This window comes from Nostoc foliaceum FACHB-393, from assembly GCF_014698505.1.
GTDB lineage: Bacteria > Cyanobacteriota > Cyanobacteriia > Cyanobacteriales > Nostocaceae > Nostoc > Nostoc foliaceum_A.
Window position 1 is genome coordinate 42,454 of the sequence record NZ_JACJTD010000016.1, and the last position, 16,331, is coordinate 58,784.

At 42.5% G+C, this 16,331-nt stretch carries 12 protein-coding genes and 4 pseudogenes; 4 read left to right on the plus strand and 12 right to left on the minus strand.

The features are described 5' to 3' along the window. Window positions 1–18: 18 nt before the first annotated feature. Window positions 19–252 (plus strand): EF-hand domain-containing protein, encoded by a 234-nt coding sequence (locus tag H6G92_RS15120; protein WP_190894483.1) that lies wholly within the window; start codon window positions 19–21, stop codon window positions 250–252. Between the two features lie 136 nt (window positions 253–388). Next, window positions 389–640, plus strand: a pseudogene (locus tag H6G92_RS15125) (GNAT family N-acetyltransferase); the annotation flags it as partial. Window positions 641–670: 30 nt separating this feature from the next. Here H6G92_RS15125 and H6G92_RS15130 read toward each other — a convergent pair. After that, the gene (locus H6G92_RS15130; protein WP_190894485.1) at window positions 671–958 is read right to left on the minus strand and encodes a Mo-dependent nitrogenase C-terminal domain-containing protein; all 288 of its coding nucleotides are present in this window, start codon (window positions 956–958) and stop codon (window positions 671–673) included. A gap of 13 nt (window positions 959–971) precedes the next feature. Continuing rightward, entirely contained in the window at window positions 972–1,451 is a 480-nt protein-coding gene (locus H6G92_RS15135; protein ID WP_190894486.1) for a hypothetical protein, read from the minus strand. 244 nt (window positions 1,452–1,695) lie between these two features. Here H6G92_RS15135 and H6G92_RS15140 point away from each other — a divergent pair, with 244 nt between their 5' ends. After that, window positions 1,696–1,926 (plus strand): hypothetical protein, encoded by a 231-nt coding sequence (locus H6G92_RS15140; protein ID WP_190894487.1) that lies wholly within the window; start codon window positions 1,696–1,698, stop codon window positions 1,924–1,926. A gap of 330 nt (window positions 1,927–2,256) precedes the next feature. On the opposite strand, the gene H6G92_RS15145 is transcribed toward H6G92_RS15140, so the two are convergent. The 5 genes and pseudogenes from H6G92_RS15145 to H6G92_RS15165 all read right to left on the minus strand — a co-directional run. Beyond that, window positions 2,257–2,637 (minus strand): response regulator, encoded by a 381-nt coding sequence (locus H6G92_RS15145; protein ID WP_190894488.1) that lies wholly within the window; start codon window positions 2,635–2,637, stop codon window positions 2,257–2,259. Beyond that, complete coding sequence (locus H6G92_RS15150; protein WP_199344831.1) at window positions 2,609–6,385, minus strand: PAS domain S-box protein; 3,777 nt, start codon at window positions 6,383–6,385, stop codon at window positions 2,609–2,611. The genes H6G92_RS15145 and H6G92_RS15150 overlap by 29 nt, the downstream gene beginning before the upstream one ends. A 63-nt stretch (window positions 6,386–6,448) precedes the next feature. Further along, entirely contained in the window at window positions 6,449–8,767 is a 2,319-nt protein-coding gene (locus tag H6G92_RS15155) for a response regulator (protein WP_190894489.1), read from the minus strand. Window positions 8,768–8,845: 78 nt separating this feature from the next. Next, entirely contained in the window at window positions 8,846–9,016 is a 171-nt protein-coding gene (locus H6G92_RS15160) for a hypothetical protein (protein WP_190894490.1), read from the minus strand. Window positions 9,017–9,197: 181 nt separating this feature from the next. Further along, window positions 9,198–9,431, minus strand: a pseudogene (locus tag H6G92_RS15165) (transposase); the annotation flags it as partial. On the opposite strand from H6G92_RS15165, the pseudogene H6G92_RS15170 reads away from it, so the two are divergent. Beyond that, a pseudogene (locus H6G92_RS15170) lies at window positions 9,420–9,603 on the plus strand (IS5/IS1182 family transposase); the annotation flags it as partial. The pseudogenes H6G92_RS15165 and H6G92_RS15170 overlap by 12 nt on opposite strands. A gap of 114 nt (window positions 9,604–9,717) precedes the next feature. On the opposite strand, the pseudogene H6G92_RS15175 reads toward H6G92_RS15170, so the two are convergent. The 5 genes and pseudogenes from H6G92_RS15175 to H6G92_RS15195 all read right to left on the minus strand — a co-directional run. Continuing rightward, window positions 9,718–9,822, minus strand: a pseudogene (locus H6G92_RS15175) (pentapeptide repeat-containing protein); the annotation flags it as partial. 75 nt (window positions 9,823–9,897) lie between these two features. Next, window positions 9,898–10,119, minus strand: a complete 222-nt coding sequence (locus H6G92_RS15180; protein WP_190894492.1) for a hypothetical protein — start codon at window positions 10,117–10,119, stop codon at window positions 9,898–9,900. A gap of 141 nt (window positions 10,120–10,260) precedes the next feature. Continuing rightward, the gene (locus H6G92_RS15185; RefSeq protein WP_313889967.1) at window positions 10,261–11,493 is read right to left on the minus strand and encodes an endo-1,4-beta-xylanase; all 1,233 of its coding nucleotides are present in this window, start codon (window positions 11,491–11,493) and stop codon (window positions 10,261–10,263) included. A 151-nt stretch (window positions 11,494–11,644) separates the two neighbouring features. Next, window positions 11,645–13,825 carry a glycosyltransferase gene (locus tag H6G92_RS15190; RefSeq protein WP_190894494.1) on the minus strand — a complete coding sequence of 727 codons (2,181 nt, stop codon included), beginning with the start codon at window positions 13,823–13,825 and terminating at the stop codon, window positions 11,645–11,647. Between the two features lie 111 nt (window positions 13,826–13,936). Beyond that, the gene (locus H6G92_RS15195; protein WP_190894495.1) at window positions 13,937–15,268 is read right to left on the minus strand and encodes an HlyD family secretion protein; all 1,332 of its coding nucleotides are present in this window, start codon (window positions 15,266–15,268) and stop codon (window positions 13,937–13,939) included. Between the last annotated feature and the right edge of the window lie 1,063 nt (window positions 15,269–16,331).

The window sequence follows — 16,331 nt, forward strand, 5'->3', positions numbered from 1 at the left end:
TTCTTCTGATAGAAACTTATGGCAACCGAGCAAGAGCTTCAATCTCTTTTTGATAAATTAGATACCGATCAAGACGGCAAAATCTCCATTAATGATCTTTTTTTAAGTCCTGGCTTAAGTACAATCATTTCATCAGAAACAAATATCAGTACTCCCCAGGAATTACTAGTAAATTATGATTCAGACTCTGATGGTAGTATTACCTTTGAAGAGTTCAAGTCAGCAGTTGAGAAAGCAAATAATTTAACCTAGCAGTCAAAAAACCCAATACCAAATATCAATACCCAAAATCCCTCTAAGCGCCCACGCTCTGAGGGATTTGCAATTTTGATGGTCATTGGTGACTTGCTAACCCAAAAGAAAAGTCTCCCAAGTTGACGAGCTTGGTTACTGGCTTGCCTCCTCTTATTGGGGACAGGGAATGATGACACAAACTGTTCAGGTTTTCCTCCACTATGCTTTCATAGAACTCGGTTTACTTCGTCTTTGGACAAGAGTATTTGAGTTTAATTGGGGATCGCGTCGAGTTCTAGAGAAGAATGGCTTTAAGCTAGAAGGCATTCAACGTCAACACTTATACCGTGACGGCAAGTTGATTGATGATTATTTATATGGATTACTGAAAACAGATTTAAGCTGATCAGCATAAGTGGCAATTGAAATCGACTTATTAGCAATAAATTGTTATATCTTCATTACACTCATCAGCTAGATATAAGAGGCACTTGAAGCGAAGGCTAACTATTTGTTCGTAGAAAGGATTCAGCTTGCACATTGGTGGAATGAGAAGGATGGTGCGATTGAAAAATTTGATTTTCCGTTCAAAAGGACAATGAGCGGGAATCATTTTGCACAGAAATTTTGCCAGCTTAGGATTATCAATTTCGATAGATTCAAGCCATTGGCGTACTGGGTGCAGTAAATCAAATTTATGATTGAGAAAAGTTAATTTTTTCACTTATCAAACATCCTTAATAATCGATTTTAGGACTGGTTAAAGTTGAGTTTTGCTTGTCTTTAAAAAAATGTGATTCAACAACTTGCAAAATTTCTTCAAGTAAAAGATAATCTGTTGTTGAAGTACCTGCCACCAAGGTATCCATAGCATTTCTATTGAGGATGATTCTGCTGTTGGCAGTAATGCTAAAGTCTCGACCAAGAATCAAGCCTTGATGGATTAATTTTGTAACTGCAAATTTAGTGAGTTCTTCTATAACATCTAAATGTTGTATATCGTGAAGATTACGTAAAGTCCAACGACAAGTATCAGCATCTGTTTCAGATAATTGCAATACTGCTGCCATCAAGATATCACTGGTATATTCAAAACCAACCAGAGCAGTTAGTAATTCCTCTACAGATTTCAGGATTGCTTTGTTCTGGAGCTTTAGGGTGTCAACCATTAGCTCAATTTGGAATTTGAAGGTTTCTAGATAATTGATATCTGGCACAATTTTGCACTCCTTTAGCTATAAAAAATTCCCTCTAAGCTCTATCTTGAAACTTGCTCCAGGCAGAAATAATCGCAATGATTGCAATCATTGCGGTAAACTCTATTCTGGAGAAAATCCTTTAATTTTTGCTTGGTTCAGAAATATAGCAATAACTACTACTGAGCTAATAAACTTCAGTTCAAGCCATCTCTTATAGGTTCTATATTGAAGTTAAAACCTAAAAATGGAGAAACTGTGAAGAATGAGGAGACTTTTTCAAAAAATGTATATGGCAGCGATCGCAAACTTTGTTTCAGGTGTTGGAGCGGGAGTTGCAGGCGATCTTGGTTTAGTCCGCATTTCTCACAAGTTTGAAATGCAGAGGGGCAGAGGGGCAGAGGGGAAAGAACAAGGCACATTGAACTCTCCTCTGCTCCCCTGCTCCCTTGCTCCCCTGCCGACCTCCACAGAACTCCTAAATTTAAACCAATAGAAATCTTTAATCAGACAAGTCCTACTAATTGACTACAGTAGCCCACCAAGAAGCTAGGTTAATCAAGCAGACTCCTATAACAACACTGGAGATGAGGGGAATCCACTGTAGACGTGTAATCATGATGTTGCAACTCCTTTGAGTGTGGCGATCGCTAGTAAAAAGAACAGCGCCAGAATTAGCTGTTGTATTGTCACAAAAGAATGCGACAGATGGATTGGAGCACAACAGTGTTGTGCCCTTACGAATAATTGATGTGTCGCAAACTTTATTTGAATTGGTATTAGTTTTAAGATTAAAGCTGAAAACTGGAGAAATTGTGAAGAGCGATTAGTCGCTCCAGCCCAAGGCATCTGCTACCAGGTCAGGTAAAGTCATAGGATCGAAGGGTTTGACAATCATTGCTGTTAAACCTAATTCAGCAAATCGGTGCCGATCGGCAGCCTGCACTTTTGCTGTCAGCAAAATTACTGGAATATGCTGAGTGACGGGATTAGCCTGTAGCTTTTGAAAAGTAGCGATCCCGTCTAGATCGGGCATCATGATGTCTAGGAGAATGGCATCTAGCTGTTCAGATGCGGCTTTAGCTAACGCCTCATCTCCTGAGGCAGCAGTTAATACTTCCCAACCGCCTACCGCTTCGAGAGTAAGTTGGGCAACTTCCCGGATATCTTCTTCATCATCAACGATCAAAATCCGTCTGGCTGTCATGGTTACTGTCTTCCTTTCTGCCGCGAATAACCCAGTTGAGCAATTTAATTACTCGGCATTCAAATTCCTCCGGTGTAATCCGACCTTTAGTCAGAAACAAGGTCTGTCCTAGCTTCAAACGTTCTCGTTCGCAGTCGTCTAGGTCTTTGGCAGTATACACAACCAATGGCACTTGACACAAACGATTGTGTTGTCGAAGCCAGTCCACTACAGTAAAACCATTACATTCCGGCAGTACTAGGTCAAGCACCAGCAGATCGGGGATAACGCGCTGGCTCATCTGGATGGCTTCCCGTCCTGTCTGAGCGTAATAGGTTTCGATGCCATAACGCTCAAACATAGCGAGCAGCACTTGTGCTAAATCTAGATCGTCCTCCACAACTAAAACTCTAGTATGCCGATCCGATCCATTCAAAGCCCGCTCTAAGGCTTTGAATAGCTGCTGCTGTTCTGGAGGCTTAACAATCCAGTCACTTATTCCTGGATGCGGCACTTCTCTAGCATCCGGCAATAAACCGCTAAGGATAATTATCGGAATTTTTTGAGTGCTCGGTTGCTGTTTGAGAATTGCTAAAGTTTCCCACCCATGCATACCAGGCATCATGAGGTTAAGGAGAATTGCATCAGGCAGCTGCACGGCTGCCTGCTCTATCGCTGCCTGACCCGAAGCTACTGCTACTGACCGATAGCCCTGCTTTTCTAGCATAGCTTGCATGACATCTCGAATTGAGGGATCGTCATCGCACACTAGCACTAAGGGATTGTTAGAATCGGCAATCGCTACTGTTGATTCCAATGGCAGTACTGGCAGCGTAAAGTAGAAAGTACTACCCTCCCCAAGGGTGCTTTCAGCCCAAATTTCCCCACCCTGATGCTGTAAGATGCTACGGCAAATAGCTAACCCTAGCCCAGTCCCGCCTTTTTTTCGCGAATCCGAAGCATCGACCTGCTGAAAGCGTCCAAAAATTGTTTCCAACTTATCAGCTGGGATACCCCTGCCCTGATCTTTTACTTGGAACAAGAGTTCAAGTGAGGAGTTTTGCTTTGCCTGCTCACTCCTGAAAAGTTCAGCAGTCAGCCAAACAGTAGAACCTTGGGGGGAGAACTTAATTGCGTTACTGAGCAAATTCGTTAAAACCTGAATTATCCGGTCTGGGTCAGCCCATAATCGAGTTGATACAGGAGAAACGGATAAAGTAACTCCTGCCTTTTCAGCCATATCCCGCATGGTATCTGCTGACTGGAACATCAAGTTGGCCGCATCGCAGGCTTGCCGCGTCATGGTGACTTTGCCTGACTCAATGCGTTCGATATCAAGAATATCGTTGATCAGACGCACTAACCGATCTGTATTATTTACTGCAATGTCCAACATCCGTTGACCCTTTTCAGGTTGGGTGCGTAGTACGCCATTCGCTAGTAGACCTAAAGCACCACGAATCGAAGTTAGGGGCGTGCGTAACTCGTGGCTAACTACAGAGACGAATTCATCCTTCAACCGTTCGATTTCTCGGCGCTCGGTGATGTCACGAGCAATACCGCGATAACCTTGAAAAACACCTTGGTGATCGAATACAGGAGAGCCACTGGTTTCCAGCACAACTAAATGACCATCTTTGTGGGTCAGCGTTTTTTCCAGCCGGGTGAAAGGCTGTTGTGTAGAGATAAAGTAACTAACCACTTGAGCAAATCGTTTGGCTTCATTCACCGTCATTAAGTCAAAAGTACTCTTACCGAGAATCTCTGCGATTTTGTAGCCTAGAATTTCTGACGCTTTTGGACTGACGTAGGTGAAGATACCATTGGCATCGATTTCCCACACCCAGTCGCTGGTTTGTTCAACGAGATTGCGGAATTTCTCCTCGCTCTGCCGTAGCGCTTCCTCCACCTGCTTCCGTTCAGTAATGTCTTGGAAAAAAACTGATAGCCCTTCTTGATTAGGATAGGCGTGGACTGCAAACCAGGTGTTAAGTGGCGGATAAAATTCTTCAAATTCGACACTAATGTGCTTCGATACCGCTTTGTGATATTCTCTATAGAATTTGGAAGCTACTGCTTCTGGCAACTCATTCCACAAATTTTTACCTAGTAATTCAGCACGCGATCGCTGCAACAGATGTTCTGCTTGCTGATTCAGGTAGGTAAAACGCCACTGGTTGTCTACAGCATAAAAGGCATCTGTGATACTTTCCAGAATTTTTGCGACTTGGTTGCGAGCTGTCTCTGCTTCGGCACGTGCTGCCTGTTCATAGGCATACAGCTGCTTGCGTTCTTCCTCTACACGCTTGAAATCGTCAATATCTGTATTCGTCCCGAACCAATTAACGATCGCATCTTCGCGATCGCGCAGAGGTAAAGCGCGCCCTAAGTGCCAACGATAAGTTCCATCAGCTGACTGCTGCAAGCGAAATTCAATTTCGTAAGGCTTGCCCGTTGCCAAGGAATGCTGCCAACGTTCGAGACACTGTGGTAAATCCTCCGGATGGATCTTTTCCTGCCATCCCCAACCTAAAATTTGCTCGTAGGTACAGGCGAAGTAGTCAAGGACGCGCTGGTTAACATAGCTGAGTTTGCCATCTGACTGGGCAATCCACACTTGCTGAGGAATCGATTCGGCTAAAAAGCGGAAGCGCTCTTCGCTTTTTTGTAACGCTACTTCTGCTTGCTTGCGCTCGGTAATGTCCATCGTTACCCCAGTCATACGCACTGCTTTGCCAGTCTTGTCGTAATAGACTTGACCCTTGCTCGCCACCCAGTGAATTGATCTGTCGGGCCAGATAACCCGGAATTCAATTTCGTAGTCCGCCCCTGCAAGCAGTGCTTGTGTCACTGCTTGATGGATCGATTGGCGATCGTCGGGATGAACGCTAGCGAGGAAGCTTTCATAACTGCCAGCAAAAGAGCCTGGGGTAAGACCGAAGTGTGCTTCTGTGGCAACAGAGTGAGACACTTTGTTGGTCAGAATGTCCCAGTCCCAGCTACCCATGCACGCAGCCTCCAAGGCTAAACTTAGGCGTTCCTCGCTTTGACGCAGTGCTGCTTCATGCCGTTGGCGCTCGGCGATCGCTGCTCGCTGTTCTGCCCAACTCTGGCGTTCTTGCTTGACTCTCTCCCGGTAGTGGTGGAAAAAGTCAGCCAACTCTGGCTCGTCCCCTAGCAAAAACCTAAAATGCTCAATAGCTCGCTTGTCTGCTGCATAAGCGACTTCAGGGTGAGCTTCCATCCAAGCATGACATGTCTTTACATAAGCAATGAAGGATACTAAGTGCTGGTAATTGACTGTACCCAGTAGGTGGCGCAACTGGGTGCGATAGTAATCAGCTAGCCCTCCTTCCAAGGAGATAAAGACTGCACAGATGAGCAGGCTTTCTTCAATGGTTGAATTCCAATTAGACAAAACTGCCAGATGCTCAGAATGAGCAGCGAGTATCTCCAAATGAGCATTCATATCCGTTTGGGCTGGGGGAGGTGCTTCAAGCAGGTTTAACACTTCCTTTGCCCTCACCCCTAACGGACGTAGGGAACAGCTATGACAAATCATGCAGTAGGGAATGGCACAATAGCGCGAGAGGTACGCAGCCAGCTTTTCTTTAAATAGCGGCGACAGCGGATTGTTGACATAGGCAGAAAGTGTCTGTTGCCATAGGTTTTCTAATACATGCGGGTTCTGTTCTGCTGGGCTGAAGAAGGGTGGGACAAAACCGAATTTCTCCTCGATTTCTGCCTTAATTTGCTCGCTAGTTCGCATAAATTTATACCTCCCTTCCCTAAACCTTGCGATTGCCCCATCAGCGCTTTTGCTACTATTCAGTTAAGCGTTGGGGCTATTCCCGCGATCGCTTCCAACTGCTTGAGCTTGACGCAACGCCGCTTTATATAGCGCTGCCAGGTTAATACCGTCTTGGGGATATTGGATCGCAGCAGCACTCAAGGTTACTTGAAACTGAGTGCCGTCAAAAGCTGTAAACTTCTGCTGGTGTAGAGTTTTTAGGACTTCAGCTAGCTGCTTAACTCCATCAGAGCGAGTTATACCATACATCCCCACAATAAACTCTGCTCCTCCCCAGCGACCTACAACGTCATCACTTTGAAAGTGTCGTCGCAGCAGTTCTCCCAGGCGAGTTAACACTGCATCACCACTGGCATGACCATACCACTCGTTGACCTGCTTGAAGTTATCTAAGTTTAAAACAGCAAAGCAAAGTGGCTGTTGGTGGCGATCGCATAGGTCAAGCAACTGAGTTAGTTCTTGGTTTGACTTGCGGTAATTAGCAACTCCAGTTAAGGCATCGGTTTCCACCAAATTTCGCAGCAAGCGCGATCGCTCTAAGCGATTGAGGATGCGGGTAACCAGTTCCGGCCCTACAATCGGCTTACTCACATAATCATCGCCACCTGCTGCAAACACCTGCTGCATTGTATCTGCATCTGTATGGGCGGTGAGAAATAGGATCGGCAAACCACTCCAACGCATATCAGCACGGACGGACTGGCACAACTCGATTCCACTTATCTGGGGCATTTCTACATCCAAAATTAGCAAATCTGGTGCTACAGTTTCCAGGTTATTCCAAAACTGCAAGGGGCAATCGAGAGTAAAGAGCTTGAATCCCCAAGGCTCTAGTAAGCTGTGGAGTGCGGTCAGCACTTGGGAATCATCGTCCACCACCATGATAGTTGCACTCTTGCGATCGCGCTGCAACAAAGCCGTAACTGCTTCTAGCACCTGAGATGGAGCCACAGGCTTAGGTAAAAATCCGCGTCCGCCTAAACGCGCTACTTTTACTCGGTCGATTGCACGATCGCGATCTACAAGCACCAGCACTGGGACTGGAGGTGTGCAGGCATTCAATTCTGCCAGCAGCGTTAGATTTTCCTGTGGGGTATTAGCACAGAGATCAAGCAGTACTATATCAGGGCGATCGCTAGATATTCGCTCTCTGGCTAGAGTTGGAGTTGTAGCTATTTCTGCTCGCATTCCCCAAGTAGCAGCCTCGACGACCAACGCCTTAGCCAAGGACTTATCCCGCTCGACGAGCAATAGCCAAGGTCGTTTGTCTGGTGACGATACCTGAAGTGTCTGTCCTGCGGTTGTTTGTTGCAACTCCTGACGCAATGCCACAATTAATTCAGATAAATGCAGCGTTTGGTTTCGATCTACCAACTCTCCAGATTGAAAAAAATGTTCTATTTCTTGAGCTAGCCGTGAACCTTGGACAAAGCCATACATCCCTAGCGAACCTGCTAGCTTGTGAGCTTCCCGTTCTGCGGCAAATTGCAATTCATCGTTGAGCTGATTTTGTCGTAGCGCTGTCGTTGCTTGTTCGATTGTGGCTATGCGATGACTCAACTTTTCTTTGGTTCGCTCCCAGACTTTAGCAATCTCTAGCAAAGTTTGCTGCTTTTGAGCAGCCGAGAGGCGATTAGGCGCTACTTGCCCTTTGCGTGCCTGTTCTTGTAATGGTTTCAGGTGATAACCAATGCCATATACTGTCTCGATTGGATCTTCGGGAACTCCTGCTGCCTTCAGTTTTTGCCGTAACCCCTTCAGATGGGATCTAACTGTTTCCTCTCCTGGCAGTTCTTCAAACGACCAAATACGATCTAATATTGCACTACAGCTAAATATGCGCTGGCGATTGCGGAGGAAAAGTTCTAGTAGACTATACTCTTTTGGTGTCAAACGTAACGGTTGCTGGTCATATGTGACTGCAAAATTACTGGGGTCAAGACGCAGGTTTCCCCACTCTAGTAAGGGAGAAGAGGTCAAATTTCCCCGCCGCAGTAAAGCCCGGATTCGCGCTAGTATCTCTTGCAGATCGAACGGCTTGACCACATAGTCATCTGCTCCAGCATCCAACCCCATGACTTTTTTGGTACTGCTGTCTTGGGAAGTCAGCAGAATAATTGGCGATCGCAGCCCTTGCGATCGCCACCGCCGGCAAAGGCTAATGCCGTCTAGCTTAGGAAGCATTACGTCTAGCAAAATTAAGTCGTAAGCAAATGCCTCTACTAGCTCGCAACCTGCTTGACCATCCGTAGCAACATCTATAGCATAATGCTGGTCAGTGAGAGCTTTTACCAGAGCTTCAGAAATTAGCTCATCATCTTCGACCAGTAAGATCCGCATAATGAATTATTACCGCAGATTACCGACAATTAAAAGATAACTTAACAGGCACTGTTAGGATAATCTCCTTCGCCAATCCTATCCTGGATCAAGTAATAGTTTGACCTTGATTTGCAAATATAAACATTTACAGTTCTCTTGGAATTGCAGGAATGAAGGGTGCGATCGCCCATTTACAAGATGAGGGCGAACAAAGCGTAGGCTAGCCCGTCGCAGGCATTGCCGTTCATGCCGATTGATTTTCATCATCAGACTGTATACCCTATAACCCACAACGTACACTCAATCTAAGCCCCAGCGATAGCCGTTTCTACATCAATTGATACAAGTTTATTTAATTTTGAGGATTAATCAGAGATTAATGAGATATTAAATTGAAAAACGATTCTTCAGATAGAAACTTATGACAACCGAGCAGGGTTAGTGCGTCTCAAACGCTATTGACAGACAGGGGGATTATGGCAGAGGTACTGAGTTTGAGAGAGCCGCAGCCAACACAGAAAGCATATAGCGGATCGTTCATAGCTGCTCGTCGTGATTTTTGGCGAATACTGCGACGAAAAGATGATTCTCGCTCTAATGCATTCAGGGCAATACGACGTAGTAAAGCAAAGTTTTGTGGGCTGTGCAGAGAACGAATTCGGGACTCATCCTCATTAAACGAACTTCTGAGACGTTTGAGCAGTTGCCCAAGCGGTGGATTGTTGAGCGAACCAATGGAAAAGCTAAATCGATTTCGGCGGTTGAGCAAAGATTATGAGGTGTATTCAGAGGTGAGTGAAGCGATGATTTATGGTTCTTTGCTTCGTCTCATGGTCAGGCGATTAGCTACTTAAGATTTACTTTACGAATCAGCTCTTACCCTAGCTCGGATTGTGCCACTTTGTTTCCAACCTGATTGCTGATCAGACAAGTCCGCTTGTCAATAGCGTTTGAGACGCGCTAACCCTGGCTAGATCCACCCCAATATCTGCATAGCTAAAGTTCGCCCCAGCAAGGTTTTGACCTTTGAAAGAACAACCCCTAAGATTTTGACTGGAGAAGTCCTGGGGCATGGTTGGGCGCTGTATAGAAATTTATTTTTGGATACAGATATACCACAATCAATTCCGGATTTTTAACGGTTTAAGTTAATTTTCTATTTCCATGCCAGAATTTAATCGAATTCGCAAGCCATAAACACCACGATCAGTCTCTTGTGTGAATTCAAAGCGATCGTCATAACAGAGGGTATTTTTCCCAGAACAGGAAATCTTGGTTAGCAGGTTCGCTACAAATTCCCTGCCATAGCGATCGCTCTCACAAACAAGAGGATTGATATCACGGTATACCGTGAATGAGAAGGTGGACAATTCTCTTGATTTGAGCAGGGATTTAGTCTGTTTTTATCGCCAGCTTTGAGTAATTATTTAGCGTTCGCTCCCAACCCAACATCCATTTATAAACTTTGATAACTTTCGAGTTAGATGCTTGTTAAATTAGCATTTAAACTATTAATTTAGCATAATAAGTACTGAAGAACCGGATTGATTTATTTGAGATTGAAATGAGAATGAACGAGTTTTACTCCAGTTCCATCCTTTTACCGTTACCTGGTACTGTCCAAAGAAAGCAGGGGTTGAAAATTGACCATTCTGATTGGTGATCCCATTTGATCGAGTCCACCATCGGTGGAAAACTAGCTCTTGATAAACTTTTGCAGCCAGTTTTGGTTGGAAGTTTTTGTCAAAAATAGCTGCTTGAGGTACCCAATGAGCCTTCTCGCAGAATCCCCACATTAGAATTCCCTTAACCATTGGGTGGGCAAAAGCGATTTGATAGAGATTAAGCAGAATTTTTGCTTGTTCCTGCTCAGTATTGGCAAGTGTAGAAAATTCTGTGATCTTAATTGGTAAATTGAATTGTGCTAACGTATCTAGACTGTATTGGATCTGTGCTGGTGTGATATTTTCTCTTAAAATGTGTGCCTGAATCCCAATCCCTCCAACTGGGACTCCTTGCGTCAGTAATGAACGAATTTGTTGAACATAGTCATCCAATCTTTTACCATTCAGGATGTTGTAATCATTAACATATAGTACTGCATCCGGATCGGCAGCATGACATCGCTCGAACATTGTTTTGACAATATCTTCTCCTAAGCGTCGTCTAAAAAAATCACCATGTAGCATCTCATTTAAAACATCATATTCACGAATTCGCCCTCGATAGCGATCGCAAATTTCTGTTGCTCGCCGTTCAACAGCAAGTCGCAGTTCTTGCTTGGAGAGAGATTTGAGCCAAGGCTGGTTCCATTGCTCTACTTCCCAAAAAAGTGCGTGTCCTCGTAATTGTAGAGAATGGGCTTCGCTCCAGCTTAAAATTCGATCTGCATCTGCATAATTGACGTGTCCCTGTTGTGCTTCAGTTGCATACCACTTAAGAGCGTTTTCATGCACAGTGCCATTGAAAAGTTGCCTAGAAAGATTAAAATATTGACCTTGGTCATTAAGATTAGCGCCTTGAGCAAACATTTCAGTACTGAGTGCTGTACCAAACTCAAATTCATGGTTAACCTGCTCAAGTTTAACTTCTACACCAGAGACTGGTTGTTGCTTAGAATTAACAACCTGGATAACAATATTTCCTGTACGAGTTCGATCAATTTGCTCTGACAAGCTGAGTTGATTGGCTTGCATAAAGGATAAAGGAGTAAGTGTTTCTGTGAAAATTGAACTCTTGTTCACCAAAAGTATGCTTAAGCACAATATTAATATTAAGTATCGTTCAAATTTAAGCATTGCTAAACAGTTATTTTATTCAACTAGCCCTAGTCAACTAAATATAATTACTTAAACAGGACATGAAAAAACTGCAAAAGTATAGACTAATGATTGTTCAGTCATACCGATTTAGAAGTGGTCTGGCTTGAATTGTGGAGGCTATCATTGCCAGAAAAGAGTCTAAAGTTCCAGGCTTCTTGCGCTGTTTCCACCAAGTCATTTCGGTATAAAGTACCTCAACCAATTTACGCTGTTGCTCAGTTTCAAGCTGGACAAATTGCAGGGCGATGCCGAACTGATCCTTCTTGACAAAAAAACGCACAATTTCCGCCTGTATGGAAAAGCCATACTCCAAAAATGTAACCTCGAAAATTGATGTATTGAGGGCGACATCTGGCGTAATCAACAAAACTCTAGCTCCACCTTCAGAAAGGTTTTGAGTGTAACCCAAAAAAACTTGATCTTTGACTGTAATCTTACAAGCTGTTTTTAAAGGGAAACGATCCATTGTCCGCCGAATTGGCTGGTCGATAGCTGATAGAATAGCTACTCCCATAAATAAAACATTGTAAAAAAGCCAGAATATTAATACACCTGAACTTTCATCCAAAGTTAACCAAACTCCAAGTTGTACCCCAACAAGATTTAATCCAATAATCAATACCGACAATGCTAAAAGTATAATGAGTGGTAATGTATGATTGAAATTGTAATTCTTTCGATCTGCCTTGACCCCTTTACGAGTAGCTCGACTTGCTTTTGCAAAAGGATTGCGAATAATGAGACATAATCGCTTGAGTGCTGGAAAACAAAAAATTGTTTCGTATACTTCGTTCCAAAAGTAAGAAACTCGGTAATTTGATGCCCAACCATAAATTGCAATATGCAACAACCAGAATGGCATGAAGTAGTAGAGAATTTCAGGCAGGGTTGCAATAAAGGGTGAAATTCCAAGGTAGGCACTGCACAAAGGTGCCAATAGAAAAACAGATCGAAAGACTGATTGAAAGCAATAAAGAAGCTGCGATATGCTGTAGCTTTTTTGAATCCAGTTCAGTTTCGACCAAATTGGAATATCATCACCACAAAAGTAAACCTGAAAATTTCCTTGTAACCAGCGAAGTCGCTGATCTATAAAATCTGTATAAGTTCGAGTTGATTCTCCTGTACTAAGAACTTCATTGAGAAAAATTAGCCGAAAACCGTGCGTCAACATTCGCAAAGATGTTTGAAAATCTTCAACGCAGCATCGAGTGTAATAACCTCCAATGGCGTCGAGACAACTTCGTCGAACAACATAGGAACTACCACAGCAAATCACACTATTGCCCACATCTCGATTTGATTGCTGTAATCCGTAGAAATGCTCTAAATCATTGGGTAGAAAATTTTCTAACCCTAAATTACGAGCATGATAATCAGGATTATAAAAGTATTGCGGAGTCTGAACAAGGGAAATTTCTGGATTTTGAAAAAAGCCAACTGTTCGAGTCAAAAAGCTTTTGAATGGCACAAAATCTGCATCAATAGACACAATCAATTCACCGCCAATATGCTTCAACGCATTATTTAAGTTACCAGCCTTTGCATGAGTATTATCTGGACGGGTAATGTATTCACATCCCAATTCCTCTGCCAGTTCTTTAATATGAGGGCGGCGAGTATCATCCAAAATATAAATAGTTTTGTTGAGATACTCCATTGCCTGACAGCCAATAACAGTTCGGCGAACAATATAGTCTGGTTCATTATAAGTAGGAACCAGCACATCAACTGAGGGAAGATATTGGGTGGAAAGAACAGCTTGAGAATATTGATTCGCCTCTGCACTTCGTACTTTGGAGGTTGACCAAATAGTTTGCAGTGTATATAAGCAGCAAGAGAAAAAGGAAATTGCCTCTAAAATATAAATTGTTAAAGAGAAAACTATACTAGCTGGATGTGATAAATTTAAGGTGGCAACTGTTCGCCAGATAAAGTAGCGTGTTGCCAGAAATAATAGGATTAATTTCATGACAAAGCGGCTACTATTTGTAGGTCGAATAAATCGCAGGCAAACACAAATTACAAGAACAGCAACAATAGGAAATGACAATTCCCATTCAATGGATGGCACCTGTAATACAGTTGGCAATAATCGTGTAATTGTTGGGTTGACTTCATAAGTTGGGAAAAACGTCGGACCTGTGCTTGTCCAACTACTAATAAATACTGTTGATACAAATACAAGGGCACTGACGAGAAATAGTGTCCAGACCCATGAAGAAGAGACTTTTTGAGGATTGGTTTTCGTCATTATTATAACAGTAGTAAAAACTCAAAATCCCTTGATAATGCGGACGTGAAAAACCTTTAACAAGTGTATTAATATGGGGAAATAAGTATAATTATTGGTAACTTGTGGAAATTAGAAGCCCGCAAAAAAACTGGTAGATCGCACCTTGAATACCACCCGCCCTGTATAACCGATGTAACAAAGATTACCATTATGCATATTCTCGGATGAAGAAGAGCTAGGTTCCGTATCTAATGTAATATGCACTTGCGTATGTCGTGGTAAATTTGGCATCATTGCTACAACAGTATCTTCTCCAGCAGATAATCGCCCGATCCCCGAACGGATTACCGAGATTTTTCCTGTCAGGGTAATGGATGACGCTGTACCATTCAGCTTAATCTCGGCTGGAGTTCCAACTTGAAGTAATTGCACCTTCTGCTCGTCCACCCAAGCATCTACCCATCGTTGATTACAGGCCGCAATTTGCCCTAACGATTCTCCTTGTTGCACAAACTTGCCAAGTTGGGCAGTCAGCCGCCACATTACTCCAGATTCGGGCGATTTGATTGTTACAATCTGTTTGTGTTGTAAATCTTTCTTTGCCTGATCAAACTCTGCTTTAGTTCCTTGAATCATTTTTTTCAAGGTTTCAATTCCTTGCTGGTCTTCAGCAATTTGCAATTGCAATTCTACTAAACGAATGCTTGGGTCGTAGTTACTCCTTGTTCTGGATAATGATAAGCCATTACGAACAGCATCCTGGTTAACCTGTAAGGCTGCAAGTTTAGCTTGCAGGCTTTTTACTTCACTTTCACGCTGTTTGAGTTCGATTTCTGCTGTATCAAGGCTGGCTTCAGCGATCGCTCCTTCTGACTTTAAAAGCTTTGCTCGTTTATAGTTTAATTGTGCAAGTTGATAACGCGACTTTGTACCTTCAAGATCGGAAAGCAATTGCTTTTGGTTTTGCTGATTCTCCGAGACTGCCAACCTCTCCTGGTTTACAGCATCTCGATTTACTATATTCAAAAGTGACAGTTTATGCGCTAAACGTTCTTGAGCCTGTCTCAATTCTGCTTCTTGTTGATTCAGGCGACTAGAAACTTCTTGAGCTTGAAGTTGGCTTGTGCGTTGATTTTCTATAACAAATAACAAATCCTCAGATTTTATAGACTGACCAGTTTTAACTGTAACTTTTGAAATCACACCTTCTTGTTGTGCCCGTATATCTGTTAGCATACCGTTCATAACTGCATCAACGCTATTTACAGTTGTTAGTTGAGCTTTCATGAAACGGAAAGACCAACTTAGCAATGCAGCACTGATTAGAATCATTGCTGCATTGGAGGCTAGAGAGCGTACTGACTTTGGTTCATACAAGACTTTTAACCCATGAATGGATGAATGCTGAACATTAACAGTTTTAGTGGGCTGGGAGGCAGGAGGACGTTTAAATATTGCCATAATTAAACCGTTTGTGTTGAGATGATTCCATACTTCAAATTTAATGATTTATAAAGTTTAAATTAAAGTTTATCCATTTGAATTTCACATTAAATCAATTAGATAACTTATATGAATCAAATCTGCTTAGAGTGAAGACTATCAAACCTAACTACTCTTGATTATTTTTAATAATCCTTCAGATTCCAGCTTCATAAATAAACGATTTAGACCTTATATTGAGATATAAGTCTTTGAGAAATTTCTCCGTTTATACTCAGGTAGGCAATAATGGGAACTGAGTATAGCAATAAAATATACTGACACAAACTAAAAATATTGATTAAAGTTAGTTTATTAGCTAAATAGCCAATAGCGTATTAAAGGTTATACTCAATTTGATGATTAAGCTAGAACAATTAAGTCTTTCAGATTAAATGTTTAGACATAATTCTTGAATTTATGTCTGTTTTCATTTCTACTCGATAGTTTTTATGAACTGCAATCATAAATGCCCAAAACTGCAATCAAGGCAATTTTGAAACCACATTAATCTGCAACTAGAGGTGGTCTCAAAACCACAATAAATGCGGCCCAAACCACAATAATTGCAACGAAACTGCAAACAAGCGTTCTGAAAGCACAATAAATGCAACTAATCCAAAAGCTATAGCCAGAGACATTTTGAGAGATTTATGCTGCCCCAGGTGTCTAGATTAAACGAGGAATTAAATCGAACACATATATTCATTTTTCGTGGTTTAATCTAATACCGTCCAGAAAAATATTGATTGCAGTTTAAAGCGGAACTCCCTCTGTTTCTCCTCTTCTTATGGTTATTTATGCTTACTTGCGGGTCTCAAGTGATCGTCAAGACCTCAATAATCAACGGCATGGCATCATGGAGGTTACGGTGGCTATAGGCACCATTACGGCTATGGTCACAACTAATCCTTGCAAAAAAAATTAAATAACAACATCTAGTCTACGTATTAAAGAGGTCAATTTAATATCAAGCTAGTACCACCAAAGATTTTTAAGTGTAATTACTGGGATCATATAGCATGTCGACATAATTTATGCA

What these genes read in the sequence shown, in the direction of transcription:
- H6G92_RS15120 (WP_190894483.1), top strand. Translation starts at nt 19, where the DNA reads ATGGCAACCGAGCAAGAGCTTCAATCTCTTTTTGATAAATTAGATACC.
- H6G92_RS15140 (WP_190894487.1), top strand. Translation starts at nt 1,696, where the DNA reads ATGAGGAGACTTTTTCAAAAAATGTATATGGCAGCGATCGCAAACTTT.
- H6G92_RS15145 (WP_190894488.1), bottom strand. Translation starts at nt 2,637, where the DNA reads ATGACAGCCAGACGGATTTTGATCGTTGATGATGAAGAAGATATCCGG.
- H6G92_RS15150 (WP_199344831.1), bottom strand. Translation starts at nt 6,385, where the DNA reads ATGCGAACTAGCGAGCAAATTAAGGCAGAAATCGAGGAGAAATTCGGT.
- H6G92_RS15155 (WP_190894489.1), bottom strand. Translation starts at nt 8,767, where the DNA reads ATGCGGATCTTACTGGTCGAAGATGATGAGCTAATTTCTGAAGCTCTG.
- H6G92_RS15160 (WP_190894490.1), bottom strand. Translation starts at nt 9,016, where the DNA reads ATGATGAAAATCAATCGGCATGAACGGCAATGCCTGCGACGGGCTAGC.
- H6G92_RS15190 (WP_190894494.1), bottom strand. Translation starts at nt 13,825, where the DNA reads ATGACGAAAACCAATCCTCAAAAAGTCTCTTCTTCATGGGTCTGGACA.
- H6G92_RS15195 (WP_190894495.1), bottom strand. Translation starts at nt 15,268, where the DNA reads ATGGCAATATTTAAACGTCCTCCTGCCTCCCAGCCCACTAAAACTGTT.